The sequence below is a fragment of the Ditibartonella apis genome, assembly GCF_001952075.1.
Lineage (GTDB): Bacteria > Pseudomonadota > Alphaproteobacteria > Rhizobiales > Rhizobiaceae > Bartonella > Bartonella apis.
Window position 1 is genome coordinate 269727 of the sequence record NZ_LXYU01000004.1, and the last position, 19415, is coordinate 289141.

The 19415-nt window shown below is 44.8% G+C and carries 13 protein-coding genes; 5 read left to right on the forward strand and 8 right to left on the reverse strand.

What is annotated here, in order from left to right:
- The first annotated feature begins 344 nt into the window (after nucleotides 1-344).
- Complete coding sequence (locus PEB0122_RS10325) at nucleotides 345-608, forward strand: zinc-finger domain-containing protein (protein WP_075870652.1); 264 nt, start codon at nucleotides 345-347, stop codon at nucleotides 606-608.
- Between the two features lie 26 nt (nucleotides 609-634).
- Entirely contained in the window at nucleotides 635-1867 is a 1233-nt protein-coding gene (locus PEB0122_RS10330; protein ID WP_075917113.1) for an FAD-binding protein, read from the forward strand.
- Nucleotides 1868-1869: 2 nt separating this feature from the next.
- Here PEB0122_RS10330 and PEB0122_RS10335 read toward each other — a convergent pair whose 3' ends face one another.
- Genes PEB0122_RS10335 through PEB0122_RS10350 form a run of 4 tightly spaced genes read right to left on the reverse strand, consistent with a single transcriptional unit; the run spans nucleotide 1870 to nucleotide 6050 of the window.
- Nucleotides 1870-2622 (reverse strand): amino acid ABC transporter ATP-binding protein, encoded by a 753-nt coding sequence (locus PEB0122_RS10335; RefSeq protein WP_198936004.1) that lies wholly within the window; start codon nucleotides 2620-2622, stop codon nucleotides 1870-1872.
- A 10-nt stretch (nucleotides 2623-2632) separates the two neighbouring features.
- Entirely contained in the window at nucleotides 2633-3793 is a 1161-nt protein-coding gene (locus tag PEB0122_RS10340) for an amino acid ABC transporter permease (RefSeq protein WP_075917115.1), read from the reverse strand.
- A 1-nt stretch (nucleotide 3794) separates the two neighbouring features.
- Nucleotides 3795-4991: an amino acid ABC transporter permease gene (locus tag PEB0122_RS10345; RefSeq protein WP_075917116.1), complete on the reverse strand. Its 1197-nt coding sequence runs from the start codon at nucleotides 4989-4991 to the stop codon at nucleotides 3795-3797.
- Nucleotides 4992-5018: 27 nt separating this feature from the next.
- A complete protein-coding gene (locus PEB0122_RS10350) occupies nucleotides 5019-6050 on the reverse strand; it encodes an amino acid ABC transporter substrate-binding protein (protein WP_075870647.1) in 1032 nt (343 codons plus the stop codon).
- 182 nt (nucleotides 6051-6232) lie between these two features.
- Here PEB0122_RS10350 and metC point away from each other — a divergent pair, with 182 nt between their 5' ends.
- On the forward strand, nucleotides 6233-7402 hold the full coding sequence (metC, locus tag PEB0122_RS10355) for a cystathionine beta-lyase (RefSeq protein ID WP_075917117.1): 1170 nt from the start codon (nucleotides 6233-6235) through the stop codon (nucleotides 7400-7402).
- 128 nt (nucleotides 7403-7530) lie between these two features.
- On the opposite strand, the gene dnaE is transcribed toward metC, so the two are convergent.
- A complete protein-coding gene (dnaE, locus tag PEB0122_RS10360) occupies nucleotides 7531-11019 on the reverse strand; it encodes a DNA polymerase III subunit alpha (protein ID WP_083650320.1) in 3489 nt (1162 codons plus the stop codon).
- A 1028-nt stretch (nucleotides 11020-12047) separates the two neighbouring features.
- Here dnaE and recG point away from each other — a divergent pair.
- Nucleotides 12048-14156 (forward strand): ATP-dependent DNA helicase RecG, encoded by a 2109-nt coding sequence (recG, locus tag PEB0122_RS10365; RefSeq protein WP_075917119.1) that lies wholly within the window; start codon nucleotides 12048-12050, stop codon nucleotides 14154-14156.
- A 3-nt stretch (nucleotides 14157-14159) separates the two neighbouring features.
- Nucleotides 14160-15074 carry a phosphodiester glycosidase family protein gene (locus PEB0122_RS10370; RefSeq protein ID WP_075917120.1) on the forward strand — a complete coding sequence of 305 codons (915 nt, stop codon included), beginning with the start codon at nucleotides 14160-14162 and terminating at the stop codon, nucleotides 15072-15074.
- Between the two features lie 60 nt (nucleotides 15075-15134).
- On the opposite strand, the gene glmS is transcribed toward PEB0122_RS10370, so the two are convergent.
- The 3 genes from glmS to PEB0122_RS10385 form a co-directional block, all read right to left on the reverse strand.
- Nucleotides 15135-16958, reverse strand: a complete 1824-nt coding sequence (gene glmS, locus PEB0122_RS10375) for a glutamine--fructose-6-phosphate transaminase (isomerizing) (RefSeq protein ID WP_075917121.1) — start codon at nucleotides 16956-16958, stop codon at nucleotides 15135-15137.
- A gap of 155 nt (nucleotides 16959-17113) precedes the next feature.
- On the reverse strand, nucleotides 17114-18469 hold the full coding sequence (glmU, locus tag PEB0122_RS10380; protein ID WP_075917122.1) for a bifunctional UDP-N-acetylglucosamine diphosphorylase/glucosamine-1-phosphate N-acetyltransferase GlmU: 1356 nt from the start codon (nucleotides 18467-18469) through the stop codon (nucleotides 17114-17116).
- Nucleotides 18470-18484: 15 nt separating this feature from the next.
- Nucleotides 18485-19273 (reverse strand): cytochrome c biogenesis CcdA family protein, encoded by a 789-nt coding sequence (locus tag PEB0122_RS10385; RefSeq protein WP_075870640.1) that lies wholly within the window; start codon nucleotides 19271-19273, stop codon nucleotides 18485-18487.
- Nucleotides 19274-19415 lie beyond the last annotated feature (142 nt).

Below are 19415 nucleotides of genomic sequence, written 5' to 3' on the forward strand. Positions count from 1 at the left end.
TTTTCTGCTTACCAAGTTTCCCGCTCCCCCAATACATTTTCACTAATGCAAACGAAATTGCTCTCGATAAATAGTTGGGTAGGAAGATCGACAATATCTTTTAATAATACGTAGATTAATAGCGCGAATGCGATGCAGCGATATGAGATGGAAAGCATCAAAAACAGATGAAAGACATAATTATACAACTTTTAGTAGATCGGGTTATGTTAAAGTGATCGAAACGCGCAGACATTTGACACAAAATGTTGGCTATCAGGCATCAATTAGGCTATAGAAAAGAACGTTATCAATGGTAGTGCAATATTGCGCTTCGACAACTTATTTTGACACGGAGTTTTGACATGGCTGATCATCACATTCCTCATTTTCAAAATGACGGCGGATATAAAATGATTGAAATCGGCGTGAAGAAGTTCATGTGCGTTGGAGCCAATCCGCCTTTTGACCATCCTCATATATTTATTGATATGGGTGCAGATAACGAGAAGATTTGCTCTTATTGTTCAACGTTGTATCGGTATAACCCGTCACTTTCGGAGATGGAAACAAATCCGGCCAATTGCAGTTTTGACCCTGAGCAAAGCGCGATCAAGATCGCTAGTTAATCAACATTGAAATACGAGGAATAGCTATGGATTGGCAAAAACACGAAAAACCAATCATAGTGGGGGCTGGAATTGCCGGATTAAGCTCGGCGTTAGCATTATCCGATAAGGGTATAAGTAATCTTGTTCTGGAAAGTCGGGATCATCTCGAAGAAGTAGGCGCCGGTATTCAATTGGCGCCGAATGCTACCCGATTGTTAAAAAAATGGGGTGTTCTTGATCGCCTTATAGAGGTGGGAGTAAAGACGCATTTCCTCGAATTGAGAGATGGACTTTCTGCCAAAACGCGGATGCAGGTTGATCTTCAGGATGTGTCGGAACGCCGCTGGCATGCACCATATATCACGATCCACCGTGCCGATCTTCAAAATGTGCTTTATGAAAAAGCAAAACAAAACTCTCTTATCAATATACGATTTGATGAAAAAGTAATTGCTGTTTCGAAAGAAACACCGGAACTGGCTGAAGTTCATACCGACCATCAGGGCTCGGAACATGGCTTTGTCACACCGCTCATCATCGGATGTGATGGTGTTTGGTCGAAATTGAGACAATTTCCGCCGCTTGACGATCACGCGAGTTTCAGTGGTTATATTGCTTGGCGTGCCACAATCGATGTTGACGCACTTCCGAAGGAATTTATTCGGACTTTTACCGATATAAAAACCGTCGTTGCATGGATGGGACCAAACAATCATCTCGTTGCCTATCCACTGAAAGCAGGCAAATCTTTCAACTTCGTTGCTATTACGCACGGAAACAATCCGGGCGAAATCTGGTCGCGCGAGGGGAATAAAGCAGATCTTTTAAAACATTTTAAAGATTGGCATCCCGCTATACGAAATATTTTTAATCTCATCAAGAAATGGACATTTTGGCCGTTATTTCAAATGCTTCCGCAGCGTTTTTCAGATAATGGTTTACGTGTTTTTGTGGGCGACGCTTCGCATGGATTTCTACCTTTTGCAGCACAGGGAGCGGCGATGGCAATCGAGGATTCAGCCGCCCTTTCCGAACTGTTGGCAGACAAGGATATGAACCTTTCTGAAGCCATGAGCCGATATAGCAATATTCGTGCGCCGCGTGTCGCTGCTGTGAACAAAAGAGGCGTGTTTAACAGTTTTGTCTATCACGCAACCGGTCCCGTTGCTGTTGCCAGAAATCTGGTCATGAAGGTGCGTTCGTCAGAAAGCTTTATGGCAAGCCTTGATTGGCTTTACGGGTATGATGCAGCGGGTGCGGTACATAACCTTAAGTAGCATCATAAAATCTGGCTTAAAAATGCCTTTGCTCTTTCATGCACCGGATGATCAAAAAATTCATCCGGTGGTGCTACCTCGAGAATTTGTCCCTCATCCATAAAAATAACCCTATCGGCAACTTGTCTCGCGAAACCCATTTCGTGGGTAACGCAGAGCATTGTCATGCCATTCTCGGCAAGATCAATCATTGTATCCAGCACCTCTTTGATCATCTCTGGATCCAATGCTGAGGTTGGCTCGTCAAACAACATGACGCGCGGCTCCATACAGAGTGAACGGGCAATTGCAACACGTTGTTGCTGCCCTCCTGAAAGCTGCCCCGGATACTTATGGGCCTGATCGGGAATCTTCACGCGTTCCAGATAATGCATTGCCTGTTCTTCTGCCTTGCGACGGCCAATATGTTTTACCCAGATAGGTGCCAGCACACAGTTTTCGAGTACCGTCAGATGCGGAAACAGATTGAAGTGTTGAAAAACCATGCCGACGTTCCGGCGAATTTTATTCAAGCTCCACATTCCGTGTCTAAGTGGAATGCCTGTTACTGTTATTTCGCCTTCTTCTGCCCTTTCCAAACCATTGATGCATCGTATCAATGTGGATTTTCCCGAGCCGGATGGGCCGGATATAATGATTTTTTCTTTAGGTCTTACTTCGAGTTCGATGTTGCGCAACACGTGCAATCCGCCATACCATTTATTGACATGGTGCATTGAGACTTCCAATTGGTCATCAAACTTATCCGAATGCATTTTCAAATATTCATCCTTCCGCACCATTGGTTTTTGGAGAATTCAAGCGCCTCTCTATGAAATGCGCATAACGCGACATGCCAAAACAAAATACCCAGAAAACAATACCAATAAAGACCATGCCTGTCAGGGGTGTTTGCGGTGTGCTCCATTGGGCTTGCTGGATTGCTTGTCGAACAATTCCCAAAAGATCGAACATGCCGATAATGTAAACAAGACTGGTTTCTTTAAACATACCGATAAGCACATTGATAATGCCCGGTATAACAAGGCTATAGGCTTGAGGCAGAATGACAAGAAACATTGTTTTTAAATATCCAAGGCCGAGTGCTTCCGCGGCTTCGTATTGGCCGCGGGGTATTGCCTGTAAACCGCCACGGACAACTTCTGCAATATAAGCCGACGTAAACAGGGCAACACCGATCAACGCACGTAGAAATTTATCAAATGTCATGTCCTGAGGCAAAAATAGCGGAAGCATGACACTCGCGATGAACAACACCGCAACAAGCGGTATGCCGCGAACGGTTTCGATAAAAATCATTGATATGAGGTGAATAACCGGCATTCGGGAACGTCGCCCAAGTGCAAGCAAGCTGCCCAGAGGAAGGGATATCGTCGTGCTACAATAGGCGATTGTCAAAGTGACAAGCAATCCGCCCCATAATTGGGTTTCAACGAGCGGCAAACCGAAATGCCCGCCAAAAAGAAAAAAATAGCCGATAACTGGAACCACAAACAGAGATATCAGAGCATTGATAATTTTAAATGGACAAGCTGGAATAAGGAGCGGCAGATTTATCACAATCACAATTAGCGCCGTCACGTTAACGCGCCAACGTTCACTGTCAGGATACCGACCATAAATGAATTGCCAAAAATTCGCTTTGACAAAAGCCCAACACGCACCGTTCCATCCGTCCGGCATATATCCGCCTTGCGTATTTGTGGTACATGCCTTGCGGTCACTTCCACTCCATACGGCGTTGATAATCAACCAATTAACGAGAGGGATAGCAAAGTATACAATTGCGAGTGCGAGCGTGACACTCACCACACAATTTACAGGGGTAGAGAAGAGATTCTGACGCAACCAATGCCATACCCCCCTGTCAAACACAGGTGGGGGTGATGGCGGAATAAACTTGGTCTGGACATAACGCTCAATCATTCTAGCGCTCCACCAAGGCCATATGCCGGTTGAACCAGTTCATGAACAACGACACGACGATGCTTAAGCCGAGATAAACTTCGATCCAGATAACCGCAAGTTCAACGGATTGCCCGGTTCTTTCCATAATGGTGCTTGAAACCATCATCAGTTCCGAATAACCGACGGCCGCGCCCAGAGATGTATTTTTTACAAGATTCATATATTGACTGGCCAGTGGGGGAATAATAATGCGTAAGGCCAATGGCAAAACGATTAACCGCATAATCAAACTGTTTGAAAAGCCCAAAGAGGCTCCTGCTTCAAACATGCCTTTATCTACACCTTGAATTCCGGCGCGGATTGTCTCGGCAATCAATGCACCTGTATAGATTGACAAGGCAAGATAAAGTGACAAAAATTCAGGCGATATGTAATATCCGCCGCTGAAGTTGAAGCCTTTCAAAGTGGGGATTTCCCAGGAATGGGGATAGGCAAGAATAAAAAAAAGAACAAGCGGGCACAACAAACCGATTACGGCGCAATGCCACCATTTGACACGTGTACGACCGGTCTCTTTAATCATCCTTTGCGCATAGACATATAAAAATCCGGCTATTGCTACCAAGATGATCGCGGATACGACGAATAATCCCACATGTTCGCCCCAGACAGGACGGGGAAGATAAATTCCTCTTATATTAATTGCAATCGTACCCCAATGGAGACTTTGTCTTGCTGGCGGCAAAACTTGCATAACGCCGATAGACCAGAAAAACAGAAGAACAAGCGGAGGAATATTCCGGAAAAACTCGACATAGCAAAGCGATAGTTTGGCAATGAGCCAATTGTTCGATAGCCTCCCTATTCCGATAAAAAGCCCGATTAAGGTAGCTGTTACAAGGCTGATAACAGAGATAAAAACCAGATTGACAAGGCTTGCCTGAATGACCTCACCGTTGGTGGCATTGTCATCATATTGAATAATACTCGAAGGCTGGTTAAATCCCGCACGTTTATCCAGAAAATCAAAACCGGAAGCGATTCCCGACGCACGCAGGTTGATTATCGTATTATGGGTAATCCACCGAATAAAAAGAAAAAGTGCTATAATAACAAGACATTGAACTGCTAATGATAAAACCGAACGCACGTTGAAAAAGGCAGCCATTTCTGCCTTTAACGAACGTTCAGCGATACCAATCTTGTGTTTTACCATCGGGAGAAATGCGGCGACGAACAGTTATCAGCGAATTGGCAAGCCATATTGCAGGCCACCTTTTGTCCAAAGAGCATTAATGCCACGCGAAATTTTCAACGGCGTATTCTGACCGATATTACGCTCGAAAATTTCGCCATAATTGCCGGTCGCTTTAATAATTTTTACGACCCAGTCATTATCAAGCCCCAAGTCTTTACCAATAGTATTTCCTTGCTCTACTCCAAGAAGACGGCGGATATCCTGATTGTCGGATTTCAGCATATCATCGACATTGGTTTGCGTAATGCCGAATTCTTCGGCGTTCAAGAGTGCATTATGTGTCCAACGTACGACATCAGCCCATTGTGGGTCACCCTGTCTAACAGCCGGTCCAAAAGGTTCTTTCGAAATGATTTGAGGTAAAACGACGTGGTCTTCAGGATTCTTTAGCTGCAAACGCAAACCATAAAGCGAAGACTGGTCAGTTGTATAGACGTCACAACGCCCCGCGTCATAGGCCTGATTGACTTCGGTGAATTTGTCAAAAACAACGGGTGTATATTCCATTTTATTGTTGCGGAAATAATCGGCGAGTGTGAGTTCCGTCGAAGTACCGGATTGGACACAAATCGAAGCCCCCGATAATTGAAGAGCCGACGTTACTCCTTCAAGGTTCTTTTTATTGATCATGAAGCCCTGTCCGTCATAATAATTGACACCGACAAAATCCAACCCCAATGCTGTTTCCCGATTGATCGTCCAGGTGGTATTGCGGATTAAAACGTCTATTTCACCCGATTGCAGCGCAGTGAAACGCTCTTTGGAGCTTAACGGAACAAACTTGACCTTATCTCCACTTCCGAAGATAGCGGCAGCAACAGCACGACAATAGTCGACATCGAACCCCGTCCAATTACCCTTTTCATCGGGAATACTGAAGCCGGCCAGTCCGGTACTTACGCCGCATTGCAAATATCCGCGTGCCTTAACGTCATCCAATGTTCCTGCCGATGCGGTAACAGTACCAAACGCTGTAAGCGCAACACCAATCGCGGCGATGTAAGTTTTAAAAAACATAAAGTCCTCTCCTGCGTTTGCAAAAACTTGTCCTGACAGCTATCGAAAAGCATTATCCATATCAGGTCAAGCAAATAGCGTGCTATAATAACCGTGAAAAGCAAACAGATTTTGCTTGACCACCGATATATTTTATCAATGCTAAAATATAACGTGGCTTAAAAAATTGGAAAGTACACTCGATGACGTCAAATAATTTTTCTGGAAAATCTGGTGTAAACACAAAACTTGCTCATTGTGGAAATGATCCGGCCGACTATTTCGGCTTTGTTAATCCACCTGTTGTTCATGCTTCGACTGTATTGTTTCCTGATGCCGAAACCCTGAAGAGCGAAAATCAGCGCTATACATATGGAACTCATGGTACGCCGACAACCGATGCTTTGTGCGACGCGATAAATTCTCTGGAAGGTGCTAAAAAAACAGTGTTGGTACCATCCGGCCTTGCGGCCATCACAGTCCCGCTTTTGGGCGTTTTGTCGCAAGGTGATCATGTATTGATAACTGATTCCGTTTATGGTCCGACGCGTCGTTTTGCAGATAATATGTTAAAAAAAATGGGCGTCGAAGTCGAATATTTCGAGCCAACAATCGGTGCCGCAATCGAACGTTTGATGAAGCCTCAAACCAAGGCGGTTTTCACTGAATCACCCGGATCAAATACGTTTGAAATTCAGGACATACCGGCGATTTCCTCAGTTGCACACGCACATGGTGCAGTTGTGTTGATGGATAATACATGGGCAACCCCGCTCAATTTCAAGCCGCTCGATTACGGTGTCGACATTTCAATTACCGCCGGAACGAAATATCCTGCCGGCCATTCCGATATTCTGATCGGTTTCATTTCTGCGAATGACCGGACGAAAAGAATTGTCGAAGATGCACATAAATTCCTGGGAATGAGTGTCTCGGGTGATGACGCCTATAACACGTTACGGTCTATGCGCACGATGGGCATTCGTTTAGCCCATCAAAGCAAAACCGCTTTTGCTTTGGCACAATGGTTGGAAACCATGCCGCAAGTAGCGGAAGTGCTTCATCCTGCATTGGAAAGCCATAAAGGCCATGAAATATGGAAGCGCGATTTCAAGGGTGCCTCGTCACTATTTTCTATTGTCCTGAAAGGAGGACGCGAAAAAGAAGCCTACGCTTTTTTGAATGCACTTAAAATCTTCAAACTTGGATATTCATGGGGTGGATATGAAAGTCTAGCTGTCGAAGTCCACCTTGATGATCGTGTTTTCAAACATCAATATTTGGGTTCACTTCTGAGGCTTCAAATCGGCATTGAAGATTTTGATGATCTAAAAGCCGATTTGGAGCAGGCTTTAATCGCGACAAAACTCTGAAGGAAATCTCGAAAAATAATGGAAGCGCAATCTGAGGCAGGCGACAAATTCGCCCGCCCTCGTTTGCCCTAGATATTTTTATTTTAAATCAAAGCGATGTCTATTTTTGTTAAACCGGTTTTATAAAATTAGACAAGTTCGACATCAACGACGCCTTGAATGGCTTTCATAGCACCGGCCACCTGCGGCGTTACCCGATATTTGTGCGGGAGCGAAACTTCTATCTCGCGTGCCCCATTATCCTTGATGATAATAAAGCCTACATCTCCGTCGCCACCACGTTCGAGGCTACCGCCGATTTCTTCTATCATATCCGCATTACGTACGAATATACGCATTGTTTTATGGATACGTTCTGCTTCATGTTCCAATGACTGGACTGTTTCTATGCGTAAACTGATCCCTTCGGGACGGTTTTCGGCATTGACTGTTATGACAACAGATTGCCCCGGTTCCAGCATGTCTCCATAAGCGCTTAATCCTTCCGAAAAAAGAATTGCTTCGAATTGTCCGGTCGGGTCGGAAAACTGGATAATGCCCATTTTCTTTCCCGATTTTGTCTTTCTTACCTGTTTTACACTGACAGTACCGGCAAGACGGCCGGCATTAGCCCCTCGCCGCACAGCATTGGAAAAATCAATCCAGCTTTGAACGCGCAGTTTCTGCAAAACGTCCTCATATTCATCCAATGGATGAGCCGATAGATAAAAACCGATGGCTTGAAACTCGTGATGAAGCTTTTCAGCCGGTAACCACGGCTTCGCCTGCGGCAATAGAAGCGGTTCTTTCGGTCCGTCGCTCATTCCGAAAATATCGGTTTGACCGCTCCGGTTATCGTCGAGTACGCGCATTGAACGGGCATTGATAACGTCGATTCCTGCAACCAGTACTTCACGAGGAATATGGAAGCAGTCAAACGCACCGGCATGGATAAGACTTTCCATCACCCTTTTATTGACAATACGAGGATCCGTGCGTTCGCAAAAATCTTCAAGATCTTTAAAAGGTTTGTTGCCCCGTCTCTCCACAATATGATTGACTGCCGGGTCTCCAACCCCCTTGATTGCAGCAAGCGAATAATAAATGCGATTTTCGCCGACTTCGAACGCCCGATAGGATGTCTGGACGGAAGGAGCGACAACTTCAATTCCGAGCCTTTGGGCTTCACGCCGAAAATCGTTAAGCTTTTCGGTGTTGCCCATTTCATAAGTCATGGAAGCCGCTAAAAATTCAACCGGATAATGAGCTTTCAAATAGGCAGTTTGATAAGAAACAAAGGCATAGGCCGCCGCGTGAGATTTATTAAAACCATAATCGGCAAATTTTGCCAGCAAATCAAAAATTGAATTTGCCTGATTTTTATCAACCCCCCGTTCAACGGCTCCGGCGACGAAATGGACACGCTGACGTTCCATTTCTTCGTGAATTTTCTTACCCATTGCGCGGCGCAAAAGATCAGCTTGTCCCAGTGAATATCCCGCAAGTACCTGAGCAATCTGCATCACCTGTTCCTGATAGATGATAACACCTTGGGTTTCCTTCACGAGATAATCTATTTTCGGGTGAATGGAAGCAATCTCTTCTTCACCGTGCTTACGCGCAATATAGGTCGGAATATTCTCCATAGGCCCCGGTCGATAAAGTGCAACAAGGGCGGTAATATCCTCGATACGGTCAGGCTTCATCCCGATAAGCGCTTTGCGCATACCTGTACTTTCAACCTGAAACACAGCAACTGTTTCACCGCGCGTCAGCATGTCATAAGTCGGTTTGTCATCAAGCGGAATGTGAGAAAGATCGATCTTTATCCCCTTACGGGCGACAAAATCGACAGCCGTCTTCAAAACCGTGAGGGTTTTCAACCCCAGAAAGTCGAACTTGACCAGCCCCGCTTTTTCAACAAATTTCATATTGAATTGCGTAACCGGCATGTTCGAGCGCGGATCACGATACATTGGTACCAATTGCCACAACGGCCGGTCACCGATAACAATGCCGGCCGCGTGTGTCGAAGTATGACGATAAAGTCCCTCGAGCTGAAGTGCGATATCAAGCAGGTGCCCCACCAATGGATCTTTTTTCTTTTCTTCCTCGAATTTCGGCTCATCCTTGATGGCTTTCGCAAGCTCCACATTATTTCCGGGAGTTTGCGGCACCAATTTGGAAAGATAGTCTACCTGACGATAAGGCATTTCGAGAACACGGCCGACATCGCGAATAACTGCTCGAGCCTGCAATTTACCGAGTGCAATAATTTGTGCGACTTGTTCACTGCCATATTTTGATTGCACATAATGGATAACTTCTTCGCGTCGATCCTGACAGAAATCCACGTCAAAGTCCGGCATAGATACACGTTCCGGATTAAGAAAACGTTCAAACAGCAATGAAAAACGCAACGGGTCTATATCGGTAATTGTCAAAGCATAAGCAACAAGCGAACCCGCACCTGATCCACGCCCCGGTCCTACAGGAATATCATGCGCTTTTGCCCATTTGATGAAGTCGGAAACGATCAGGAAGTAGCCAGGAAACTGCATTTTGGTAATAATGGATATTTCATATTCCAGCCGTTCTTCGTAATCCTTGGGCGTATAGCCTTCCGATGGACCGGCTGTTTCAAGGCGCATTTTCAGCCCTTCTCTTGCCTGACGTATCATTTCGTCAGCTTCGGCTTTGACGGCTGCTGCAGGATCATCCGATTGACCGGTAAAACGTGGCAAAATCGGTTTTCTGGTCGGCGTATAAGCATGACACCGCATTGCAATTTCGACGGTATTGTCGATTGCCTCCGGAAGATCGGAAAACAGTTTGACCATTTCATCCTGAGACTTCAGATAATGGTCGGGCGTGACACGTCTCCTGTCCGGATTGGATACAATTTGTCCTTCTGCAATCGCCAACAACGCATCATGTGCTTCATAGCCGCTTTTATCTTTGAAGAAAGCTTCATTTGTCGCAACAAGGGGAATGCCATATTTATAGGCGAGTTCGACAATTTCCGCTTCTGTTGCGCGATCGTAATTGCCGTGCCGCTGTAGCTCCATATATAGTCGATCACCGAATGCTTTTTGCAGACGTTGCAAACGTTCTATGGCGCGATCTTTTTTATCATCAACAATCGAACTATTTATCGGACCGTTCGGTCCACCGGTTAAGGCAATAATGCCGTCACTTAATTCCTCGACCCATTCAATTCTCGCATTTGCGGGGTCAGTCTCGCTTTTATCAAGATAGGCACGGCTTACGAGATGTACCAGATTCTTGTAACCCGTTTCTGTGGCTGCGAGCAGAACGATTGACGTGAAGTCTGAAGGATTACGCCATTTTGAAACACGCGGGTCGTAACCGACATCTTCAAAGTCGATAGCCAATTGGCAACCGATAATCGGTTGAATGCCGTCGGCAAAACAATATTGGGTAAATTCGAGCGCACCGAAAAGATTATTCGTATCGGTAATCGCGATAGCCGGAGCGTGGTCATGAAGGGCATATTTTATGACTTCTTTGACCTTTATTGCGCCTTCCAACAATGAATAGGCCGAGTGAATCCTCAAATGGATAAACCGTGGACGTTCAATTTCCTCTTTTTGTTTTTCAGTATTACCGTCAGACACGTTCCGTCTTCCCAATAATTGTTCTCGATTGCTGTGACAAAAATATAAGTGATTCTGCCAGACGTTATCATGATCACTGCACGTCTAAATCATCTGCACGATCGCCACTTAACAGCTTTCACAAGCTTTCAACAAAAGCCACAGTGAGCAAAATTACATCTTAATTTTAGAACGTTATTAACCAGATTCCTACCGTTGTCACGAACAAACTTACAGAAACAAATGACAACACGTCATATAAAATATCCGACATCAGCTTTTCCTTTCTTGTTATGTATTCTTTATGTTCTCGTTTTGTTCTTTTTTCAAGTTATAATTTTCGCCATACTCTTCATGGTTAACGATTCATTTCCATGATTGACAGTTCTTCCTCAATTTCAGTGCAGGGAAACATTCTAAGTCAGGACCTAGTTGTAATGATTTGGGTTCAATCACATATCAAATTTAGAAATCATCGAAAGATACGATCTTCCCGGTCTCGCCTAATCCTGAATTGACAAACGAAAAGTTCCGCTAAAGCGGTTTTCGTTTGCATTCATTGCAATGATCAGCGGAACGTTTTGTGCCTAAAAATATCCAGTGTGTGCAAAACCGTAAACGAGTGTTTCAAACTTCCGGTGTAGTAAAAACAGGCTCCGATCGGACCCAAAAATTTCATCAGCAATCTGAATAAATGACAGTGTTTTTGCGTAATCGTCAATTCGAATTTATAATTCTCAAAATTTCGGTCGGCTGTGAGCCGATTGAAAACTTCACCTAATAGCTCTCCAAACCGGTTTCAGGTTTTAAACTGCTGCATCACACTTTCGATTGCAAAAATGACCAAACGACCAGTTAATCCGACATAAGCTGTTTCACATGCATATCGAGCATCATAATCTCAAGAAGAATTAAATTTGTACGTTTGTCCGGCTAGCTGTAAAATTCTGTGAGCTATTATTGGGACCGCTTCAATATCAAAAGGTTTTAGCTGATGAAACGGATTTTGATACTGGTAAAAATGATTTCTCGCCGTTAAATTCATAGTCATGCGACCGACATTACTTGACCCATTTTTTGCGACGATACGAAGCCTTTCCGGCATAGGGCCCAAGGTCGGTTTAACGATATCCAAACTTCTTGATATTGATCCGACACAAGGCGAACCGAGACTCATCGATCTTATCCAGTTAATGCCATATTCTGTTATCGACCGGAGGCAACGCCCCGGTGTCGCTTTTGCAATAGATGGTGCTGTGACGACTGCCGAGATAGTCGTTGACTATCATCAGGCGCCCCCAAACAACAATAAACGTCTTCCCTATCGCGTATTTGGTCATGACGAGACAGGCGAAATGACTTTGGTGTTCTTTCATGCCCAAGCAAACTGGTTGCAAGGCCAATTGCCTGAAGGCGAAAAAGTTATCGTTTCAGGGAAAGTGGAGAGATTTAACGGTCATGTTACCATGGTTCATCCGGATTATATTGTTCCGGCTGGACACAGCGAAAAACTACCACTTATTGAACCTGTTTACCCACTAACGGCAGGCTTATCGGGAAAAACGCTGGGACGCGCAATAGGCGAAGCACTTGACCGAATTCCCGTGTTACCGGAATGGATTGATCACACAATGATGAAACAATCCGGTTTTCCTTCCTTCGGCATTGCTTTACGTAGAATTCACCTGCCGGTGGATCCCGCCGATGTCAATGTCGATAGTTTATCCAGAAAGCGCCTCGCCTATGATGAATTTCTGGCTGGTCAATTAGCGCTTGGGTTGGTACGGCACAAAACCAAGAAATTGGCTGGCAAAGCCAGTCCTCCAAAAGGCACCTACACAAAAAAACTCCTGCACGCCCTGCCCTTCACCTTGACGAAAGGTCAAGAAGTTGCAATTGGCGAAATATCGCGAGACCTTGCTTCCAACGAGGCTATGTTGAGGCTGCTGCAGGGGGATGTGGGATCAGGTAAAACTGTGGTTGCCTTTATGGCAATGGCGCAGATTGCCGAAAATGGCGGTCAATCTGCGCTCATGGCTCCGACTGAGGTTTTGGCACAGCAACATTTTGCAACAATTGCGCCTTTGGCTGAAAAAATAGGCCTAAAAACGGTTTTGCTGACAGGCCGCGAAAAAGGTAAAAGCCGCGAAAAAATTATTGACGACATCAAAACCGGTAAAACTGCGATTATCATCGGAACGCATGCACTTATTCAGGACAGTGTCGATTATCATAACCTTTCGCTTGCAATTATTGACGAACAGCATCGTTTTGGTGTCCATCAACGTCTTGATCTTTTAGCCAAGGGCGTTCGTCCCGACATGCTTGTCATGACTGCGACACCGATTCCACGAACATTGGTCATGACCGCATTCGGCGACATGGATGTTTCACAACTGAAAGAAAAGCCATCGGGTCGAAAACCTGTAACCACAGCTATTTTACCGGAAGAGCGATTGGGCGAGCTTCTCGAACGGGTAAGTGTCGCGCTTAAACGTGGTGACAAGATTTACTGGATATGCCCCTTGGTCGAGGAGTCCGAAAGTCTGGAGCTCACGTCGGTTGAAAAACGATTTGAATTTCTTCATAACCGGTTCGACAGCATTGTCGGAATTGTTCATGGCAAAATGGCTCCCACCGAAAAAGACAAGGCAATGCTGGATTTTAAGGAAGGCAAAACGCGTTTGCTTGTTGCCACTACCGTTGTGGAAGTAGGTGTGGATGTCCCTGACGCATCAATCATGATTATCGAACACGCGGAACGCTTCGGCCTTTCCCAACTTCACCAGTTACGTGGAAGAGTAGGAAGAGGTGACAAACAATCATCTTGTATTTTACTCTATAAGGCACCGATTGGCAAAATTGCCGAGGCAAGACTGAATATCATGCGTGAAACGCAAGACGGTTTTCGTATAGCCGAAGAAGATTTGCGACTTCGTGGCGAAGGTGAAGTATTGGGAACCCGACAATCCGGAGTTCCCGAATTTCATATGGCGGATCTTGAGGCGCACAGCGATTTGTTGGCAATTGCCAGAAAGGATGCGCGCCTCATTCTGGAAAAAGACCCGCAACTTGTTTCGGAACGTGGTCAGGCATTGCGACTGTTGCTTTATCTTTTCCGTCAAGACGGGGCAATAAAATTACTGCGAGCCGGTTAAATTATGAAAAAGAACCATATCATCACGCCGCTGTTGATAACGCTGACCGGAATATTGGTAACAGTAGGAAGTTTTATGTTTTTCAGGCAAATACCAACGTTAGAAAAGCCTGATAGCACCACCCCACATGGTTCCAATCCACCCATTATAATCGAACCACAACAACACGGCCAAAAGACCGAAGAAGCACAAGAACAAACTGCTAAACACAATTTCTGCTACCACCAGAAATTCGAAAACAAGTCTTATATTGTCTGCGAGGTCGATCCGGAAAAATATAATATTTCGCTTTTCCTTGATGACTCAAACGGTCAACCTTTCAAGTATTTTCGCAACGTTGAAAAATATTTACGTGAACAAGGAAAAACGATTGCGTTCGCTGTCAATGGCGGCATGTACCACAAGGATTTTTCGGCGGTCGGACTTTATGTTGAAAACGGCAAAACTATTCATCCCGTTTCGACAAAAGATGGACCCGGAAATTTTCATATGAAGCCTAACGGAATTTTCTTTATCGAAAGGCAAAAAGCCGGTGTTCTGGATACAGACAGATTTCTGAAATCAGAAATCAAACCCGATATCGCAACTCAATCAGGACCAATGCTCGTCATCGAAAATAAGATTCATCCGCGTTTTATTGTCAACTCGCCTTATCTCGAATATCGAAACGGCGTTGGCGTCAGAACAGATGGAACAGTTGTTTTTGTCAACTCTGAAGGACGAGTGAACTTTGATGAATTCGCACGATTTTTTCGTGATGAAATGAAAACCCCGAACGCACTTTTCCTTGATGGATCAATATCAAGCCTATATGCACCCGAACTGAAACGTTATGACTGGTGGTACGGACTTGGTCCTATTATCGCTGTCACTATCCCCTTTAAACCACAGAAACAGGTTTTAAAATCAGGAAACTGATATCATTTCTCCTCATAACCGGGGAGAAATGACTGTTTGTACGTAAATTGAATTCAGGCCTTATTCAACGGTTACCGATTTAGCAAGATTGCGCGGCTGATCGACATCTGTGCCAAGCAACACTGCTGTATGATAAGCAATCAATTGCACCGGAACTGCATAGACAATAGGAGCAATGAATTCCGGAACATCTGGCATAACAATCGTCGACAGACTACTTACTCCAGCTTTAGTGGCACCATCCTTATCCGTAATCAGAATGATCCGGCCACCACGGGCAGCCACTTCCTGCAAATTGGAAACAGTCTTGTCGAACCAACGATCATGTGGTGCAACGACAATAACAGGCATCGTTTCATCAATAAGTGCTATTGGGCCATGTTTCAATTCGCCAGCTGCATAACCTTCAGCATGGATATAGGAAAGCTCTTTAAGCTTGAGCGCACCTTCCAACGCGATTGGATAGGACGTACCGCGACCGATATAAAGGATGTTTTTCACCGTCATTAACTCACGGCATATTTCCTCGATATCACCATCAAGTTTCAGAACATCGGTCACAATCCTTGGAAGTTCTGCAAGTTGCTGAACCATTTTTTGTTCTGTTTTCCGGTCGAGCATTCCACGGTGTTTGGCCGCCGTCAGAACGACCGATGCCAGAGCAGACAACTGACAGGTAAATGCCTTTGTAGAGGCAACACCGATTTCAGGTCCGGCTAGTGTAGGAAACATAAAATCTGCTTCCCTTGCCATGGTCGATTGCAAAACATTGACCACGGTTGCCGTTTTTATTCCCTTCGCATGACAATATCGCAAAGATGCAAGCGTATCTGCTGTTTCCCCTGACTGCGACACAAACATTGCTAAGGTTTTGTCGGTCATCGGTGGTTCACGATATCTGAATTCGGAAGCGACATCGTTTTCTACAATCAGCCCGCATAATTTTTCAAACCAGTAACGCGCGACCAATGTCGAATAAAAAGCTGTTCCACAACTTGCGAAGATCAAACGGTCAATATTGGCCCAATCTATCGGATTGGCAGCTTCGTTGACCTTGCCAGCACCCAAATCCACATAATGAGCCAAAGTATGTGAAATGACTTCCGGCTGCTCGAACATTTCCTTGTGCATGAAATGGCGATGATTACTTTTCGAAACGAGAAACGCGTTCCCCGAAGATGTCGAAATCTCACGTTCAACAATCTGATCATCCGCATCATAGATTGTCGCACTGTTGTGGGTGAGAACAACCCAATCACCGTCTTCAAGATAGCAAATCCGATCAGTAAATGGGGCAAGTGCGATAGCGTCCGAGCCAACAAACATCTCGCCTTTACCGTAACCGATAGCAAGTGGAGGACCGAAGCGCGCCGCAATCATCAGGTCTTCTTCGCCTTCAAAAATAAGGGCAACGGCATAAGCACCGCGCAGCCGCTTGAGACTGACGCGCATCGCCTCGACAGGGGTCAATCCACCGTTTATTTCTCTCGTTACCAGATGAGCCAATACCTCAGTATCTGTATCAGATTCAAAAACGCAACCATCAGCGACAAGCTCGTCACGCAATTCTGCAAAATTTTCGATGATGCCGTTATGGACCACAGCTACCTTGTTAGTCATTTGCGGATGAGCATTACGTTCAACCGGTGCACCATGAGTAGCCCAACGTGTATGGCCGATGCCAATTTCGCCCTTTAATGGGTTTTTTTGTAACTTTTCTTCAAGATTAACGAGTTTTCCGGGGGCTCTCAGACGCCCTAGACGTCCTTGGTAAACGGTAGCGATTCCAGCCGAGTCGTACCCCCGATATTCAAGCCTTTTTAACCCGTCGAGCAACAGAGGTGCCACGTCTCTATGACCAAGGATTCCAATAATTCCACACATATAAAACTTCGCTCCGGGTTAATATTAATTCGATGACTTATAACAAGCTGATTAATAATTTATCAGCATCTTTGTTCCCAGCAGTTTCAGTCTCGAATATTTTAGAACGCAAAATCATTCCAAGTTTTTAAATCTTAAAAATGGCATTTTTGCCATTACTCTTTTTTATTTTTTAATGCGGAAAAACGATCTCTCAAAGCATTCGCGCGTCCTTCCTTGTTTATCTGTCGTGCACGACCGAATGCAACACTGTTTTCGGGAACCTGATCGGTTATTACACTGCCGGAAGCAACGTAAGCCCCGTCGCCAATTTCGACAGGTGCAACTAATGCCGAGTTGGATCCGATAAATGCATTTTCGCCGATAATCGTTTTCCATTTATTGAAGCCATCATAATTACAGGTTATTGTCCCTGCTCCTATATTGGTATGCCCACCAACGACAGCGTCACCGATATAAGTAAGGTGGTTGACTTTCGCACCTTCGCCAATTCTTGCGTTTTTGATTTCACAGAAATTGCCAACCTTTGAAGAATTTTCAAGAATCGCTCCGGGACGCAATCGTGCGTAAGGCCCGATCTCTGATTGCGCTTTGACAATTGCTCCTTCCAAATGGCTGAAACCATGGATGACAACACCTGTCTCCACTTTCACATTAAGGCCAAAAAATACGTTCGGTTCAATAACAACATCCCCTTCGATTGCGGTATCATATGAAAAATACACTGTCTCGGGTCTCAACATAGTCACTCCGGATAGCATAAGCTCTCTTGCTCTGCGTTTTTGCCACAATGCTTCAGCTTCAGAAAGCTCAACACGTGTATTTACGCCTATGACATTCTCAAAGGGGATGGAAATTGCTTTCACTTCAAGCTTGCGGGATACTCCGATCTTCACAATGTCGGTGAGGTAATATTCTTTTTTTGCGTTTTCATTTTTGATTTGCTCAAGCAATGAAAGAGCAAGTTTGCCATTCAACGCCATAACACCACCATTACAGAATTTTATCTTTCTCTGTTCGGTAGTTGCATCTTTTTCTTCAACAATTGCTTGAAGCTTTCCGTCTTTTTCGATCAAACGCCCATAACCTGACGGATTTTCGGTTATAAACCCCATGACAACAATATCGGCACCGTGCGCCAGCTCGTCTCTCGCGCGTTCCAACGACTTAGCTTCGATAAGCGGTGTATCGCCAAAAACAATCAACACATCATCATAATTCTCGCCCAACATCTGACGTGCCGAGAGAACCGCATGTGCTGTTCCAAGACGTTCTTTTTGCAGATAGATATTTGCAGTTTTCGAAAATTCTTTTACAGCCGATGATACGTCATCTGCACCGCGTCCAACGACAACAGCAATATCACTCTTCCCGATCAATTGAACCTGTCGAACAACATGACAAACGAGCGGTAAGCCCGCTATTTTATGAAGCACTTTTGGCAAAGACGATTTCATCCGTGTGCCTTCACCCGCTGCTAAAATTATTGAAAGACAACTGCGGTCCATCATTTACCTCGTTAATGATTAGAAGAGATTTCGGAAAAAAGACACGATATCCGACCAGCTTAATGCTTCTATACTGCTTAGCGACGGATATTTTTCCAGAAGCCAGAATGAAACATTCTGCATTTCTCCGGTTAAGAACAGAATGCCGGCGATAATAAGCAAAATTCCGATGATTTTTTCGACTTTCCCCAAATGCATTCTGAATGAGCTTAAAAACCACATAAAGAAGTTCGAAAACAACGCAGCCAAAATGAAAGGTATAGCCAATCCGAGCGAATATATGCCTAGAAGAAAAGCTCCTTCACCAACTGATTCTTTTGTACCGGCGAAAGTTAGAATAGGACCAAGGACAGGCCCCACACAGGGTGTCCATCCGAAAGCGAAAGCCAACCCGATAATATAGGCCCCTAAGGGGCCAGCAGGTGTTTTTCGAGTCTGAAAACGGACTTCGCGTGCAAGCAATCCAATTCTGAATACACCTAAGAAATTGAGACCGAAGATTATAATGATAACGCCGGCAATCATCGCCAATATATCTCGATATTGTCCGATAAAATGCCCGACTGTACTTGCGGTGGCACCAAGTGCGATAAAAACTGTTGAAAAGCCTAATGAAAAGGCGATTGCGGCAATAAACAATGCTAGACGGACAGGCTGTTTTTTCCGGGTGTCGCTGTTGCGAAAATCTTCAACACTAACACCGGCCATATAACACAGATAAGGAGGTACGAGTGGCAAGACACAAGGCGACAGAAATGAAAGTGCACCACCTAAAAATACCCCGAATGTCGATAATTCTGAAAACAATTGTCTCGTTCCGTAACGTTTGCATCGGTATTATCTTATATTAAGCTCTGTGAAAACCTTCAAGCGTACGAAACTTGCAGTTTTAAAAACCGGTTCATCCACATAAAGATGACAAATTCAATTCGTAAAATTTCACAGATAG

Bases quoted from the DNA above. Each gene is read 5' to 3' on its own strand.
- PEB0122_RS10350 (WP_075870647.1), bottom strand. From the start codon at position 6,050: ATGTTTTTTAAAACTTACATCGCCGCGATTGGTGTTGCGCTTACAGCG.
- PEB0122_RS10370 (WP_075917120.1), top strand. From the start codon at position 14,160: ATGAAAAAGAACCATATCATCACGCCGCTGTTGATAACGCTGACCGGA.
- glmS (WP_075917121.1), bottom strand. From the start codon at position 16,958: ATGTGTGGAATTATTGGAATCCTTGGTCATAGAGACGTGGCACCTCTG.
- PEB0122_RS10335 (WP_198936004.1), bottom strand. From the start codon at position 2,622: ATGCATTCGGATAAGTTTGATGACCAATTGGAAGTCTCAATGCACCAT.
- recG (WP_075917119.1), top strand. From the start codon at position 12,048: ATGCGACCGACATTACTTGACCCATTTTTTGCGACGATACGAAGCCTT.
- PEB0122_RS10325 (WP_075870652.1), top strand. From the start codon at position 345: ATGGCTGATCATCACATTCCTCATTTTCAAAATGACGGCGGATATAAA.
- PEB0122_RS10330 (WP_075917113.1), top strand. From the start codon at position 635: ATGGATTGGCAAAAACACGAAAAACCAATCATAGTGGGGGCTGGAATT.
- metC (WP_075917117.1), top strand. From the start codon at position 6,233: ATGACGTCAAATAATTTTTCTGGAAAATCTGGTGTAAACACAAAACTT.
- PEB0122_RS10340 (WP_075917115.1), bottom strand. From the start codon at position 3,793: ATGATTGAGCGTTATGTCCAGACCAAGTTTATTCCGCCATCACCCCCA.
- glmU (WP_075917122.1), bottom strand. From the start codon at position 18,469: ATGATGGACCGCAGTTGTCTTTCAATAATTTTAGCAGCGGGTGAAGGC.
- PEB0122_RS10345 (WP_075917116.1), bottom strand. From the start codon at position 4,991: ATGGTAAAACACAAGATTGGTATCGCTGAACGTTCGTTAAAGGCAGAA.